This window comes from Paenibacillus wuxiensis (assembly GCF_040195695.1).
GTDB lineage: Bacteria > Bacillota > Bacilli > Paenibacillales > Paenibacillaceae > Paenibacillus_B > Paenibacillus_B suaedae.
In genome coordinates, this window is record NZ_JBEFZI010000017.1 from 75,392 (window position 1) to 89,651 (window position 14,260).

Below are 14,260 nucleotides of genomic sequence, written 5' to 3' on the forward strand. Positions count from 1 at the left end.
ATAACGCAGACTGCAAATAGGGGTGCCCTGATCTGGACGTCAATGTCACTGATCAAGGCACCCCTTACTATTATAATCCTTATGAGGAGATTGCAGTTAGTGCTGGCTGTGACGCAGCATCATCTCCGCCACCTGCGTCCTCCATCCCAATGGCGGGTAGCGAGATGGTTACTTCTGTTCCACAGTTCTGCTCACTTGCAATGTCTATCAACCCCCGGTGATTGTGAATAATTCGTTGACTCACCATCAGTCCAAGACCTGTTCCACATTCCTTGCTCGTGAAGAATGGATCACCTAGCTGCGACAAGTGCTCCGCTGGTATACCGATGCCATGATCCCGAATCACCACGACGACCTGCCCCTTGTACCGTGATTGCACAGCAATTTCGACCATGCCGCCTTCCGGCATTGCTTCCATTGCATTCTTCATCACATTGATGAATACCTGCTTCAACTGGTTCTCTTCACAGTTCACTAAGGGCACGAATTCATCGAACTGGGTTGCAAAATACACATTATTCAACTTCGCTTGACTGTCCAATAAAGTGACGACGTCCGTAACAATTCGGCGTACATCTTTCGGCTGAAACTGAATTGCCTGTGGCTTAGCCAATACGAGAAACTCGCTTACAATTAAGTTGATGCGCTCCAGCTCCGCCAGCATCATATCCATGTGATTGTCATTCAAAGCTCTTGTACGCTGCTGCAGCTGTAAGAATCCCTTCAACGTCGTTAGTGGATTGCGAATCTCATGCGCAACACCTGCTGCCAATTGACCGACCGTCGTCAGCTTCTCAGAACGTCGCAACAGCTCTTCCATCCGCTTGCGGCTGGTCATATCTCGCGTAATGCTTGCCCAAGCGATGCAATCCCCGCCCTCGTTGTACATTGGTGAGGTACTGACACTAACATCCAGGATTCGCCCGTCCTTCGTTAGACGCGTCGTCTCCCAGTTGCTCACATATTCGCCATGACGCTGTGCTTCATGAATTTGGTGCTCTTCATCCACCTTGTCCTCAGGAATATTGCATAGTTGCTTGCCTAGCACCTCTTCCGAGGTCCAGCCAAACATATCAACGAACGCTTGGTTCACTCGCTCAATTTGTCCCTTCAGATCTGTCACATGAATAGCATCATTCGATTGGTTAATGAATGATTCCAGATGCTCTTTCATGGCGCGGTTCTCCAAATACGACATGCGCAGCCGCTCTGTCGAAGCATCCAAATTCCGCGCCATCGTATTAATTCGCTGAGCCAATATTCCAAGCTCATCCTTACGATCAATATTCAATTGCGTATTGAAATGGCCTACCGAAATCATATTGATTTTGTTCAGTATCGATTGAAGTGGACGTATCAATATGCCGGACAGCATATAGCTTCCGATAAGAACAATCTCCAATAGCACAATGCCTACCGCGACATTGCGCATCAACTGGTCATGGAGCGCCTCTACGACCGCTCTAGCATCCATGGATATGTTCAATACATAGGAAGTCGCCCCGATGATTGGAATGAACCCTTTAATGATGGTTCTACTGCCAAAATCACTTTCATAGAACAGAGGCTTTCTCCGCTCCAGCGCATTTCGAATATATTCTTCATCACGCTCATGATTCAAGGTGTATTCACCGTATAAGACACGGCTCTTGCTCTCGTCAACCACCTGTACACCATCGCTGCGAACTTTGAATGTGGGTTCATCTTTAAAATTATTAATATTAAGAGCTGCGATTTCTACAATATTGGATTGAGCACTCAATGTCTGCTCAATTAAGATATTCGGTTTTGTCAGTTCGAAGAAGGTTTCAACCTTATCATCGCGAATAAACGGATTAATTATATAATCCCGCTTGCCATCGTAATAATATCCCCATTTATCAAGATGTTCAGGATTGGATGAAGACACATCAAACGGACCTGACCAAAAATACTTGCGCTTCTGCCCTTCCGCAATCCATACTTGCTTATCCTCAAATAATTGAATGAAAGCTTGATACCAATACCCCCACTGTCTCGTCGACATGCCGATTTCTTTCGGATCAGAGGAGCGATTAATCGTGATGTCGTCACCGTTCGGCGTCTTGTGCAAGAGGGAAATGTGGGATATTCCAATATCAGCGCTTATTTGCTGCAGTTGCTCGTTCGTTATGCTATCAATTCGAGGCGGGAGCTTATCCGCAGCATACATAGACGCAATGTGCAGCTTCTCTGCCAACTGCTCTTCGAATGAATTCGCCGCCATGCGGGATTGCTGTACGGACACATTGATCTGCTGAGCAATCGCATTCATTCGCTGCTGAATTTCCTCAACAAGCTTATCCTTGGTTATGTTGTAAGTGAGGATCATATGAAGCAGAAGGACGACAAACACGATACAAGCTATAGAAATAGATAATTTCGCTTTGATGGAAAGTCTCATGCTTCACCTCTATCAGGCCTATCCATCAGTATCAGAGTAAACATACGGAGATAATGTCGGATATCCTGACAAATGTTGGATTTCGTTGGAGTATCTCTTCGAATCATATCGTAATATAGGGCGATTTGTCCATTGTTTTGGCGATTATTGTGGGAAGAAGGTATAATAATATCGATTAAGTTCGAACCCCTGCTTCACGTGTATAACATATGGTTATCAACAGGTTATGCACATAATGTGAACAGTTTTGGATAAGATGTGTATAATACTGTGTACATCCATATAGTTATCCACAATTTTATACACACACTGTTAACAACGAATATTTGTTCGATGAATAACGACTAGACTTTTACACATATTTGCGTCTAATACAAGATCGCTTGGATCCATAGAGGCAGGGATACGAGAAAGGAAGCTGAAGTTGGAAATACAATCGATTGAACCTGAACAAATCAGTCAGCACGAATACTGGATGCGTAGGGCCATTGAAGAGGCCCTCAAGGCCGAGGCAATTGGAGAGGTTCCCATTGGCGCTATTGTCGTCCATCAGAATGAGATTATTGGACGCGGCTACAATTTGCGAGAGACATCGCTTGACTCTACTGCACATGCCGAGATGATTGCGATTCGAGAGGCGAGTGATCATCTTCAAGCTTGGCGGCTGCTTGATTGCACTTTATATGTTACTTTGGAGCCTTGCCCGATGTGTGCCGGGGCAATCGTTCAATCCCGAGTGCCTACCGTTGTATACGGCACGACTGACCCGAAGGCAGGCTGCGCAGGCACACTGATGAACCTGCTTCAAGAGCCCCGCTTCAACCATCGTGCAGAAGTCATTGAGGGCGTGCTGCAAGAAGAATGTGCATCAATGTTAACGCAATTCTTCCGACGTCTGCGCGGCAAAGCTTAATCAATACGCATAAAGAAGCCGCAGAGTCAACGAAGTTGAGCAATGCGGCTTCACTGCTTCGTTCTAGAATGAAATCTGCACGCTTGATAAAGCTCCTATTGCTCACGATTATAAGTCCTTTCTAACAAATTCTATTTGTTGTCACTCTCTCCTTTACGATTCAATCACTCTCCTCATAGACCAATCGAATATGCTCCATTAATTCAGACAAGGATACGTTCAGTGCCTTAGCGTCCTTCACTGCTTCTTCGATCATCATCTCCATCTGATGCAGACGCTGCTCACGTATCAGCTGTGGATTTGCGCCCGAGATGAAGGATCCCTTGCCAACCATGCTGTCAATAAACCCTTCCCTCTCCAGTTCCTCATAAGCACGCTTCGTTGTAATGACACTAATTTGCAACTCCTTAGCCAGTTGTCGTATAGAAGGGAGCGCATCTCCAGGCTTAAAATCACCACTGAATATACCAGTTCGTATTTGTCTTGCGATCTGCTCGTATATCGGCTCGTCAGTCGATGATTCGATACGAATGTGAATCATTGTGGCCACACACCTTATATATTGTATATGTAAACCATATACATTACAGAATGAAGCGTCAAGTCATGTCTTGCCCATATTAGATCCCATTTGCATACCTCCTCCTCTTCTTCTAACTATTCCGCGCATAATAAAAGACCGCCACTCTCTAGGAGCGGCGGTCTTGCTAATGACTATATCTTAATATCCACCGAACATTTGCTGCAATTGTTCCATTGTCAGAACATCGGTTGGTACAGGCTTGAATTCAACCTTCTCGTTGATCTTGCTCAACTCAGTCGTAACGCGAGCGGCAACCTTCGATTTCACACCATCGTCGCCAGTCACATCCAAGTTGGCTACAATTACTTGATATGCAGGATATTGATCTTTATTGATCGCAGTAGTGACGCTCAGTTCGTTAATCTTCAGCGACTTTTTCATTTCTTCGATATCCTTTTTCAGTTCGCTGTCATCTGTTTTCATTTCTTGCTTCATTTTCTCAACTTGGTCTTTTTCCAATTTAAACAGCTTGCTGTACTCTTCCTTACCCATTACATCTGCTAGTGCAGGCAATGCCTCTTTGACAAGGGTTGTAACGAATTGCTCCAAGTTCTCATTGGTAACATTGAATTTCACAATTTGCTTTGCATCTACATTTTCAGGAAGACCAGCGTCTTTTTTCTCTACTGTAGTGAAATACATTTTCTCATCGAACTTGCCGAGGAATGCTTTGAACATATCATTCGAGAGGTTCTGCATTGCCTTCATATCCTTCGCAGAAGGAAGCTCTTGGCCGGATTGTTCTGCCATTTTCTTCAAATCGATCTCAATTGTTTTGCCGATCAACTCATCTGGAATTTGGCCCGCCAACATCGGAATATTCGGGATTTTTACCCACATTTTATTTTCATCCATAGTCAATGGGAGAGAAAATTTCATTTCCATATCGCCTTTAAGGCTGATTTCGAGATTCGCTTCCATCTTCATAGGCTCTTGTTGAACTACACCATTTACACTAAGCTCAGCATTTTTAAGCATGTTCAAGACCATCTGTGCATTTGGATCCATTGCTCCACCATTATCCATTTGAAGATCTTCAAGCTTAATCGATGTATTGAATGCATAGGACTTCATATCGAAGGACTTGCCTAGAGAACCTTCAATTAATTCCTTCGGACTAGACTTGGCTCCACAACCCGTAATAATTAGTGCTAAAGCAAATATGAGTGCTAATGCCCCTTTTAAACCTCTCTTCAATCTCTTCAACCCCTATTCATCATAATAAGTGAGCTAAAATTACCCAGTATATATTAACTTATACGTATGATAATGAAAATAGTTCCTTTGAAACATATTTCGCGACCCTGTACATAGAATTATGAACTTCGTCCTATCTTTCACTGCTTAATGAATGTCCTTTTTCTTAAATCTGCCACCCTTAACGTCATGAATGTTGCCGATTGCAAGAAACGCATGCTCATCATGCTCCTCTACGATCCCCTTGAGCTTCGCTTCCTCCAATCGGGTAATGACGGTGAAAATCACTTTCTTCTCATCTCCGGAGAAGCCGCCCTCGCCTTTCATATACGTAACGCCCCGACCGAGACGTCTAAGCAGCGCATCGCCGATTTCCTTGTGATTGTCACTAATAATCCACACCGCCTTCGAATCGTTCAATCCCTCAACGGTAATATCGATCATTTTATATGCAATGTAATAGGCAATGAGGGAATACATCGCACGATCCCAGCCAAATACGAAGCCCGCACTCGTGAGTATGAACAAATTGAAGAACATAATGATCTCGCCGACGGAGAAGGGAGAACGTTTGTTAAGCAAAATTGCTATAATCTCTGTACCGTCCAAAGAACCACCATAGCGAATGACGAGCCCCACGCCAATACCGAGAATAATCCCGCCAAATACGGCAGCCAGGAACGTATTTTCTGTAAATGCACTTACATCGTGAAGCAGCGTCGTGCTGAGCGACATCACTAGGACGCCGAGTAATGTGGATAGGGCGAAGGTTTTGCCAATTTGTTTGTAGCCGATAATCAGGAAGGGCAAGTTAAGTAGAAATAGAAATACACCGAGTGGCACTGAGGTTACATAAGACAAAATAATCGAAATGCCAGTTACTCCACCGTCTGTAATTTGATTCGGAACAAGAAATAGCTCAAGTCCGACACCCATTAAGACTGACCCAATGACAATAAAGATAATTCGCTTGAGAAGCTTGATTAGGCTGATCTTCGTGTGCTGATACTGCTGCACACTGGCAATAGCTGCAGAATCGAGTGCTCCCAATTGGGCAATTGCCTCAAACTGATCCATATCCTGCGAAGCCGATGCATGATTCCCCTTAGAACTGTTGCTGTCTGCACTGGTGTTCGTTGTCAGATGCTCCACCGCGTTCACCTCTCTATATAAGCCTTAATTACACTACACTCATTATTATATCGGAATTCACTTCCTTGTTGGACCCTATTGGTAAATATTAATAATAATAGTACTAATTCGAACTTCAGCATACCCTATTTATTTGCATAAAAAAACACAGACTCTCCTCACTCTTGCAAGGAAAATCCGTGTTCTTGTACCCTATTATCTTATCCCTCAGGATTGTTGTGGCTGACATGATTCGCCATCTTCGTCTTCTTAGACCCTGACAATGGCTCTTGCATCGCATTCCGTTCATTACCTGCTTGATGCCGGCTGGATTGCTCCTGGTTAGGTACAGGGACTGCTCTTGGCTTGCTCATTGCACGCACACTCCTCCGTCATTATAAGTGTTCTAAGTCCGTCGGCTTATCATGATTCAGTGCATCCTGATGGCGTCGATCATTGTGATCCTGCTGTAACTGCTGGGCATGATGACTATTGACCGGTGCCTGCTCCAGGTCCTTGACGACATTGCTCAAATTTTTGTCCAGACCATCCTTTGCGTTCGTCACCTTCATCCCTCCTACTGTAAGCCGTGATGGGTTACATCATGCAGCGCTTGCGCGCATTCATGAATATGACGCACATAATTCTGTACAAGCTCCTGCACAACCTCAGTCCGCTCATCGATATGAACCCCACTCTTCTCGACATCGATGAGATTGAGCTCTACCTCGCGCGAATCCACATAAGCGCAATGGAAATCGAATGAGTACATTTGGCGGCCGGCTGTATCGATATGAATAACGAGTGCCTGTGGATTGGCGCCGTCAGGCAGTACTGTGGCTTTATCGCCAGGCTCAAGCTTCGCCGGCAACGTTTGCTGCCATGCGTCCACAAGCCTCGATTGATCGACTTGCGGTTGTTCTTCCTGATTCATAAGAGCTACACCTCCACTATTCAATTACAGTTTGCGGCCAGCAGAGGCATTTTATACAGCAAAAAACCCACATCACCAAGGATGTGGGTTCTACATGTAAAAGTTATGGCGGAGAGGGTGGGATTCGAACCCACGTGAGCTTGCACCCTAACGGTTTTCAAGACCGCCCCGTTATGACCACTTCGGTACCTCTCCATATTCGACTGCCCGATTCGAGTCGGACAGTCTTTATTATATCATAGGCATTACAACAATGCAACTATGATCTTTCAATTATTTGCGGCGAATGGATTCCAATCCGCCCATATAAGGACGCAATGCTTCTGGAATCACAATGGAACCGTCTTCTTGTTGGTAATTCTCCATAATCGCAGCGACAGTACGTCCAATCGCAAGGCCAGAGCCATTCAGCGTATGCACGAACTCAGGCTTGGATTTCGTATCGCGGCGGAAGCGAATGTTCGCACGACGCGCCTGGAAGTCCTCAAAGTTCGAGCAGGACGAAATCTCACGGTACGTACCGCTGCTCGGCAGCCATACTTCCAAATCATACGTCTTCGCAGAGCTGAATCCAATGTCTCCTGTGCACAATGCCATCACACGATACGGCAAACCAAGCAGCTGCAGAATCTTCTCTGCTTGGTTCGTCAGTGATTCCAGTTCAGCATAAGAATCCTCTGGCTTAACCATCTTCACCAGCTCAACCTTATTGAATTGATGCTGACGAATAAGTCCGCGTGTATCACGGCCAGATGCGCCTGCTTCAGAACGGAAGCAAGAGCTGTAAGCTGTATAATAACGAGGAACTTGCTCGTCCGTCAGAATCTCATCGCGGTGGAGGTTCGTTACAGGAACTTCTGCCGTCGGGATGAGGTAATACTCCGTACCTTCCAGCTTGAATAGATCTTCCTCGAACTTCGGCAGCTGACCTGTACCGATCAAGCTGTCACGGTTCACGATAAGCGGAGGGAGCACTTCTTCATATCCATGCTGCATCGTATGCACGTCCAGCATAAAGCTGATTAGGGCTCGCTCCAAGCGAGCTCCTGCCCCCTTGTAGAATACGAAGCGAGAGCCTGTAACCTTCGCAGCTGATTCGAAGTCCAAGATGCCGAGATCCTGCGCGATATCCCAATGCGCCTTTGCTTCGAAGGAGAATGCGGTAGGCTCGCTCCAACGGCGAACTTCTACGTTATCCTCCTCTGATTTACCTACTGGTGTACTTTCATGAGGAACATTTGGAATGGATAATGTAATCTGTTCCATTTGTACTTCAATACCACGAATCTCTTCATCGAGCTCCTTAATCCGATCGCCTACTTCACGCATTTGCGCAATAAGTTCGTCGGCTGACTCGCCTGCTTTTTTCTTCTTCGCTACATCTTGAGACACGACATTGCGTTGATTTTTCAACTGCTCGGTCTCTTGCAGCATTTCGCGGCGACGTGCGTCAAGCTCCGGGAAGTCCGCGATCATTTCTTCCGATTTGCCTCGATTTTGGAGTGCTGTTACTACACGTCCATAATCACTTCTTAACAATTTGATATCTAGCACCGATTGACCCTCCTGCCAGAAACGGATGAACACCCCTCACGATATACGCTGGGCTGATTTGATTCGATCCGTATCATACTATTTCACTATTATACCGTATATCCGAGAAAAACACCTTAACTCTCCTAGCATCAGGAGAGTCAAAGTGTTTGTTATTCTTTATCCTGCTACATTTGCAGCCTGTTTAACCATATCCACGAAATAGCTGTGCAGGCTAATATCTGATGTCAGCTCCGGATGGAACGAGCAAGCTAGAAGCGAGCCTTGTCTTGCTGTTACAATCTCGCCGTTCACCTCGCAGAGTACATCAACACACTCACCGACCGATTGGATAAGTGGTGCGCGAATGAAAACCGCACGTACAGGCTGCTCGATCCCTTTCACATCTAAATCTGCCTCGAAGCTTTCACGCTGCCGTCCAAATGCATTGCGCATTACCGTCATATCCATCAGCTGCAAATGCGGCTCCTCTGAGCCTTGATGGCCTTCCACTCGTTCCGCCAAGCAAATCAGTCCCGCACATGTGCCAAAGATCGGCTTACCAGCTGCTGCAAATGCCTGAATCGCCTCGATAAAGCCGTACTTCCGCATCAACTTACCAATGGTCGTACTCTCTCCACCGGGAATGACAAGCCCCTGAAGCTCATCAAGCTGTTCTGGCCGCTTCACGGCTACCGCATGGGCTCCTGCCGCCTCCAAGCTGCGCATATGTTCTGCTACCGCGCCTTGCAGCGCCAATACTCCGATGTTCATCCGTGAAGTCCCTTCTTTCCCCTGAGGCTATACTAATACACCTATAGATAGGATACAGGGCGCTTAACGCCGACTAGGAAGCACCGTCACGGTGCTTCCTCAGCTGCCCTGCTTCTATAATTACCAGCCGCGATCCTGCATACGCTCAGATGGCGCAAGCTTGGAGATTTCAATCCCCTTCATCGGTGTACCCAGGTTCTTGGATACGTTCGCGATTAGAGCATAATCTTCATAATGAGTTGTTGCTTCCACAATCGCACGAGCGAACTTCTCAGGACTGTCGGATTTGAAAATACCAGAGCCAACGAATACGCCGTCAGCGCCCAGATGCATCATCAATGCTGCATCTGCTGGTGTTGCAACGCCGCCTGCAGCGAAGTTCACGACTGGCAACTTACCTGTCTCATGAACATGTAACAGCAAGTCATACGCTACACCCAAGTTTTTCGCTTCTGCATACAGCTCGTCCTTCGACAAGCTCTGAACTTTGCGAACTTGGCTAGTGATCAAGCGCATGTGGCGAACAGCCTCAACAATATTGCCTGTTCCCGGTTCACCCTTCGTACGAAGCATTGCTGCTCCTTCGCTAATACGGCGAAGTGCTTCACCCAAGTCTTTAGCGCCGCATACAAATGGGATGGTAAATGTATTTTTGTCAATATGGAATACTTCGTCTGCTGGAGTCAGTACTTCCGATTCATCGATGTAATCTACGCCAAGGGATTCCAATACTTTGGCTTCTACGTAATGACCAATGCGTGCCTTCGCCATAACTGGAATCGATACAACCTTCATAACCTCTTCTACGATTGTTGGATCTGCCATACGAGCTACGCCACCAGCTGCACGAATATCAGATGGGACACGTTCAAGCGCCATAACTGCTGTTGCGCCTGCTGCTTCAGCAATTTTCGCTTGCTCTGCATTCATGACGTCCATAATGACGCCGCCCTTTTGCATCTCTGCCATACCACGTTTTACTCGAGCTGTACCTGTTTCCATTTTCGATTGCCCCCCGCCACTAGTCAGTCATTTTCGATTGTTACAGTTTCATCCCTCTATTTTACATGATCGTCATTCGAATAGACAATTGATTTTGTCACAGACGAAAGCCAATTCCTATGACCAATACTGCGAAACTAGAACAAATTCTTGATAGACTTGAACAAATCTGCAAAGAATTCCCCGATTGCTCGGAAGAATAGACGCCACCAGCTGCCCTTCTCCACTTCTTCTGTTGCAATCATGTTCACGGTCTTCTTCTGCTCGGCACCATTGTCCTTGTATGTGAACGTCACCGTACCCACTTGTTGTCCCTTCTTAATAGGGGCAACAAGCTCATTTGCCGGCTTCAGATTCACTTCTTTTGTAATTTTGCCTTCTGTGCTCGCTCCCTTAGGAATGACGAACGATACACCAGTTTCCGCAACGATCGGTACTTCCGTATCTACACCTTTTTTGATTGGAGCTGTCTCTACGCCTGTTACAGTCTTCTTCGGTGCAATCTCATTCTTTATTTCAAAATGCTCGAACCCGTGATTAAGCAGCTTCGCTGTTTCTTCGAACCGTGCTCCTTTATCTTTCGCGCCCATTACAACCGAGATCAGTCGCATATTATCGCGTACTGCTGTACCTGCGAAGCAATATTGAGCAATATCAGTAAATCCTGTTTTCATTCCATCCAAGCCTTGATAAGCATAACGCTTGAAGTTCACGACATCTTTATTGGCTTCAAGCATCCAGTTCAAGTTGGAGATTGGCGTTTTATCACGTTCTCTGAACTTATAGGATTGAATCTTTGTATACTCGCTGAATTCAGGGTGATCATTAACGATTGCACGCACCAGCTTGGCCACATCCATTGCTGACATCATCGTCTCTGCCTTTTCAGCTGGGCGGAAGTCTCTCGGCATGCCTTCCCAATCCAATCCAGTGGAATTAATATAGTGTGTCTTCGTCATGCCAAGACGCTTTGCTGTCTCGTTCATGATTTTTACAAACTCAGCCTCAGAGCCAGCAATATGCTCCGCTAGAGCTACCGTTGCATCGTTGGCAGAACCGATTGCCATCGCAATATACAAATCGCGAACCTTATGCGTATCCCCTTCTGCCAAGAAGATGCGGGATCCTTCTGTTACGGACGCATTTTTCTTCGCTACAACCTCGTCGTCGAAGCTCAACTCGCCTTTCTTCACTTTCTCCATGACAATGTACTCTGTCATCATCTTCGTCATGCTTGCTGGAGGATAAGAGATCTCCGAGTCAATATCGACTAATATTTTGCCCGTTGAGGCTTCCATAAGAACCGCGGAGCGAAGCTTCAAATCAAGCTTAGACTGATCCGTAATAACTTGATTGTTGTTCCCCTTCGTTGCCGCTACTTGCTTCGTTTGCGTTTGAGTTTGAGCAGCTGCCTCAGCCGCCACCATTCCTGCTGATGGCAATAAGGCGAAGCTTAATATTTGACATGCGGTAACCAAAGCGACCGCTCGTTTCCATTTGTTATGTTTCGATGTTGTATGTTGCTTAGACACTACGTACAACTCCTCTCCTGTTGAGTCCCATAGCTATTCTAACATAGCCAGACACGCAAAAAAAAGACAGGGTTGTAATACCCTGTCTTTCCTTGTCGACATTTTCCGTAAATGCAACACAATTACATGGAATAGTTAGGAGCTTCCTTTGTAATTTGTACATCATGCGGATGACTTTCACGCAATCCTGCGCCAGATATCTTCACAAAATGAGTATCATTTTGAAGCTCTTTCAGAGTGTTCGTACCACAGTAACCCATACCTGCTCTCAATCCGCCAAGCAATTGATGGATCGTATCAGCCAAAGGCCCCTTGTAAGCTACACGGCCTTCAATGCCTTCTGGAACCAGCTTCTTCTCATTGCTGCTGTCTTGGAAGTAACGATCCTTACTGCCTTGCTTCATTGCGCCTAGCGAGCCCATACCGCGGTATACCTTGAAGCTGCGGCCTTGATAAATTTCAGATTCACCAGGGCTTTCTTCTGTACCTGCAAACAAGCTTCCGAGCATAACCGCACTTGCACCTGCAGCGATTGCTTTTGTAATATCACCAGAGTACTTAATACCGCCATCCGCAATAACAGGGATGCCGTACTCACGAGCTACGCTCGCACAGTCGTATACAGCTGTAATTTGTGGTACGCCGATACCAGCAATAACCCGAGTCGTACAGATGGAACCTGGTCCAATACCAACCTTAACTACAGAAGCGCCTGCCTCAATCAAATCACGAGTTGCTTCACCAGTAGCTACGTTCCCTGCTACGATAGTCAACTCAGGGTACAAGCCGCGTAGCTTGCGTACTGCTTCAATAATATTGATATGATGGCCATGAGCGGAGTCAACAACGATTAGGTCAACACCAGCTTGTACAAGCAGTTCAGCACGTTCGAATGAATCTTGGGAAATACCGATTGCTGCACCACACAGAAGACGTCCTTGAGCATCCTTCGCAGCTTTCGGATATTGGATTGCCTTCTCAATATCCTTAATCGTGATAAGTCCCTTCAACGTGTTGCTTTCATCAACCAATGGAAGCTTCTCGATCTTGTGCTGCTGCAAAATCACTTCTGCTTCTTGAAGCGTAGTGCCGACAGGAGCTGTTACCAAGTTCTCATGTGTCATCACTTCTTTAATCTGAATGCTGTAGTCATGAACAAAACGAAGATCCCGGTTCGTCAAAATACCTATAAGCTTATTTTCTGCATCCACAATAGGAACACCAGAAATGCGATACTTCGCCATTACACGATCCGCGTCTTCAACAGTATGATCTGGAGAAAGCGAAAATGGATTAGTAATAACGCCACTCTCTGAACGCTTTACGCGATCCACTTCTTCGGCTTGTTGCTCAGCCGACATATTTTTATGAATAACACCGATACCGCCTTCGCGAGCAATTGCAATTGCCAATGGAGCCTCGGTAACTGTGTCCATACCTGCACTCATAAATGGAATGTTCAATTTAACCTTATCGCTCAAAATTGTCGATACGTCTGTTTCCCGTGGCAGTACACTCGATTTACGAGGTACTAACAGCACATCGTCAAAAGTTAAGCCTTCCTTCACAAACTTAGATTCCCACACCAGAAAGTTCCTCCCTTGATTGTATTGGCGCATTCATTGTCCAAACTCCTTATCATACAGGGCTTGTCCTCTGATTAACGTCGTCTCTAAAAATATATTATTGCAATCTTAGCAAAGCGGTATGAGGCTGTCAAGGATAAGCGTCTTGTTTTGGTAATTCGTAATTCATTTGATTCCTATTCATGTACAAACAAATAAATGTCCACTCCAGGCGAACATTTTTATTACTATTATGGATAGTATGAGATTATTTGTTATTCTCCATTCATCACCTAATCAGCAAGAAATATAAAAAAAGACCACCGTCGAGATGTCTCAACAGTGATCTTTAGTTGCTTGGCGACGTCCTACTCTCCCGGGACCCTGCGGTCCAAGTACCATCGGCGCTGGAGGGCTTAACGGTCGTGTTCGGGATGGGTACGCGTGGAACCCCTCCGCCATCGCCACCAAACAGCATTGGCTAAAGCCAATATGAAGTTCAAGGTTTGAACCTTGAAAACTGAATGCGAAAGTTAGTGCTCTGAATCAAATAGGATAAGCCCTCGACCGATTAGTATTGGTCAGCTCCACACATTACTGTGCTTCCACCTCCAACCTATCTACCTCGTCGTCTTCAAGGGGTCTTACTAATTGGGAAATCTCATCTTGAGGGG

Annotated in this window: 13 protein-coding genes, 1 tRNA gene and 2 rRNA genes; 1 reads left to right on the top strand and 15 read right to left on the bottom strand. The window is 45.9% G+C overall.

Features of this window, described 5'->3' with window-relative positions:
* Positions 1–79: 79 nt before the first annotated feature.
* A complete protein-coding gene (locus tag ABN764_RS27790) occupies positions 80–2,422 on the bottom strand; it encodes a PAS domain S-box protein (protein ID WP_268627813.1) in 2,343 nt (780 codons plus the stop codon).
* Between the two features lie 424 nt (positions 2,423–2,846).
* Here ABN764_RS27790 and tadA point away from each other — a divergent pair, with 424 nt between their 5' ends.
* On the top strand, positions 2,847–3,335 hold the full coding sequence (gene tadA, locus ABN764_RS27795) for a tRNA adenosine(34) deaminase TadA (RefSeq protein ID WP_021253495.1): 489 nt from the start codon (positions 2,847–2,849) through the stop codon (positions 3,333–3,335).
* Between the two features lie 160 nt (positions 3,336–3,495).
* Here the strand turns inward: tadA and ABN764_RS27800 are convergent, their stop codons facing one another.
* From ABN764_RS27800 to ABN764_RS27865, 14 genes are all read right to left on the bottom strand, one after another.
* On the bottom strand, positions 3,496–3,876 hold the full coding sequence (locus ABN764_RS27800; RefSeq protein WP_446673739.1) for a GntR family transcriptional regulator: 381 nt from the start codon (positions 3,874–3,876) through the stop codon (positions 3,496–3,498).
* A gap of 180 nt (positions 3,877–4,056) precedes the next feature.
* Positions 4,057–5,115 (bottom strand): hypothetical protein, encoded by a 1,059-nt coding sequence (locus ABN764_RS27805; RefSeq protein WP_021253497.1) that lies wholly within the window; start codon positions 5,113–5,115, stop codon positions 4,057–4,059.
* Positions 5,116–5,262: 147 nt separating this feature from the next.
* Positions 5,263–6,267 (bottom strand): YitT family protein, encoded by a 1,005-nt coding sequence (locus ABN764_RS27810; protein ID WP_446673740.1) that lies wholly within the window; start codon positions 6,265–6,267, stop codon positions 5,263–5,265.
* Positions 6,268–6,467: 200 nt separating this feature from the next.
* Positions 6,468–6,620 (bottom strand): small acid-soluble spore protein P, encoded by a 153-nt coding sequence (locus ABN764_RS27815; protein WP_028532403.1) that lies wholly within the window; start codon positions 6,618–6,620, stop codon positions 6,468–6,470.
* Positions 6,621–6,641: 21 nt separating this feature from the next.
* Positions 6,642–6,812, bottom strand: a complete 171-nt coding sequence (locus ABN764_RS27820) for a hypothetical protein (protein WP_446673741.1) — start codon at positions 6,810–6,812, stop codon at positions 6,642–6,644.
* Positions 6,813–6,823: 11 nt separating this feature from the next.
* Positions 6,824–7,180 (bottom strand): hypothetical protein, encoded by a 357-nt coding sequence (locus ABN764_RS27825; RefSeq protein WP_021253500.1) that lies wholly within the window; start codon positions 7,178–7,180, stop codon positions 6,824–6,826.
* 106 nt (positions 7,181–7,286) lie between these two features.
* Positions 7,287–7,375 (bottom strand) — tRNA-Ser (locus ABN764_RS27830).
* A gap of 78 nt (positions 7,376–7,453) precedes the next feature.
* On the bottom strand, positions 7,454–8,734 hold the full coding sequence (serS, locus tag ABN764_RS27835) for a serine--tRNA ligase (protein ID WP_021253501.1): 1,281 nt from the start codon (positions 8,732–8,734) through the stop codon (positions 7,454–7,456).
* Positions 8,735–8,893: 159 nt separating this feature from the next.
* Entirely contained in the window at positions 8,894–9,487 is a 594-nt protein-coding gene (gene pdxT / locus ABN764_RS27840; RefSeq protein WP_021253502.1) for a pyridoxal 5'-phosphate synthase glutaminase subunit PdxT, read from the bottom strand.
* Positions 9,488–9,607: 120 nt separating this feature from the next.
* On the bottom strand, positions 9,608–10,489 hold the full coding sequence (gene pdxS / locus ABN764_RS27845) for a pyridoxal 5'-phosphate synthase lyase subunit PdxS (protein ID WP_021253503.1): 882 nt from the start codon (positions 10,487–10,489) through the stop codon (positions 9,608–9,610).
* A gap of 137 nt (positions 10,490–10,626) precedes the next feature.
* Positions 10,627–12,021 carry a D-alanyl-D-alanine carboxypeptidase family protein gene (locus ABN764_RS27850; RefSeq protein WP_446673742.1) on the bottom strand — a complete coding sequence of 465 codons (1,395 nt, stop codon included), beginning with the start codon at positions 12,019–12,021 and terminating at the stop codon, positions 10,627–10,629.
* Between the two features lie 122 nt (positions 12,022–12,143).
* Positions 12,144–13,607 (bottom strand): IMP dehydrogenase, encoded by a 1,464-nt coding sequence (guaB, locus tag ABN764_RS27855; RefSeq protein WP_021253505.1) that lies wholly within the window; start codon positions 13,605–13,607, stop codon positions 12,144–12,146.
* Between the two features lie 334 nt (positions 13,608–13,941).
* Positions 13,942–14,058: ribosomal RNA gene (gene rrf / locus ABN764_RS27860) — 5S ribosomal RNA — on the bottom strand.
* 79 nt (positions 14,059–14,137) lie between these two features.
* Positions 14,138–14,260, bottom strand: a 23S ribosomal RNA gene (locus ABN764_RS27865); the annotation flags it as partial.

What these genes read in the sequence shown, in the direction of transcription:
- pdxT (WP_021253502.1), bottom strand. Translation starts at nt 9,487, where the DNA reads ATGAACATCGGAGTATTGGCGCTGCAAGGCGCGGTAGCAGAACATATG.
- ABN764_RS27790 (WP_268627813.1), bottom strand. Translation starts at nt 2,422, where the DNA reads ATGAGACTTTCCATCAAAGCGAAATTATCTATTTCTATAGCTTGTATC.
- ABN764_RS27800 (WP_446673739.1), bottom strand. Translation starts at nt 3,876, where the DNA reads ATGATTCACATTCGTATCGAATCATCGACTGACGAGCCGATATACGAG.
- ABN764_RS27825 (WP_021253500.1), bottom strand. Translation starts at nt 7,180, where the DNA reads ATGAATCAGGAAGAACAACCGCAAGTCGATCAATCGAGGCTTGTGGAC.
- ABN764_RS27815 (WP_028532403.1), bottom strand. Translation starts at nt 6,620, where the DNA reads ATGAGCAAGCCAAGAGCAGTCCCTGTACCTAACCAGGAGCAATCCAGC.
- pdxS (WP_021253503.1), bottom strand. Translation starts at nt 10,489, where the DNA reads ATGGAAACAGGTACAGCTCGAGTAAAACGTGGTATGGCAGAGATGCAA.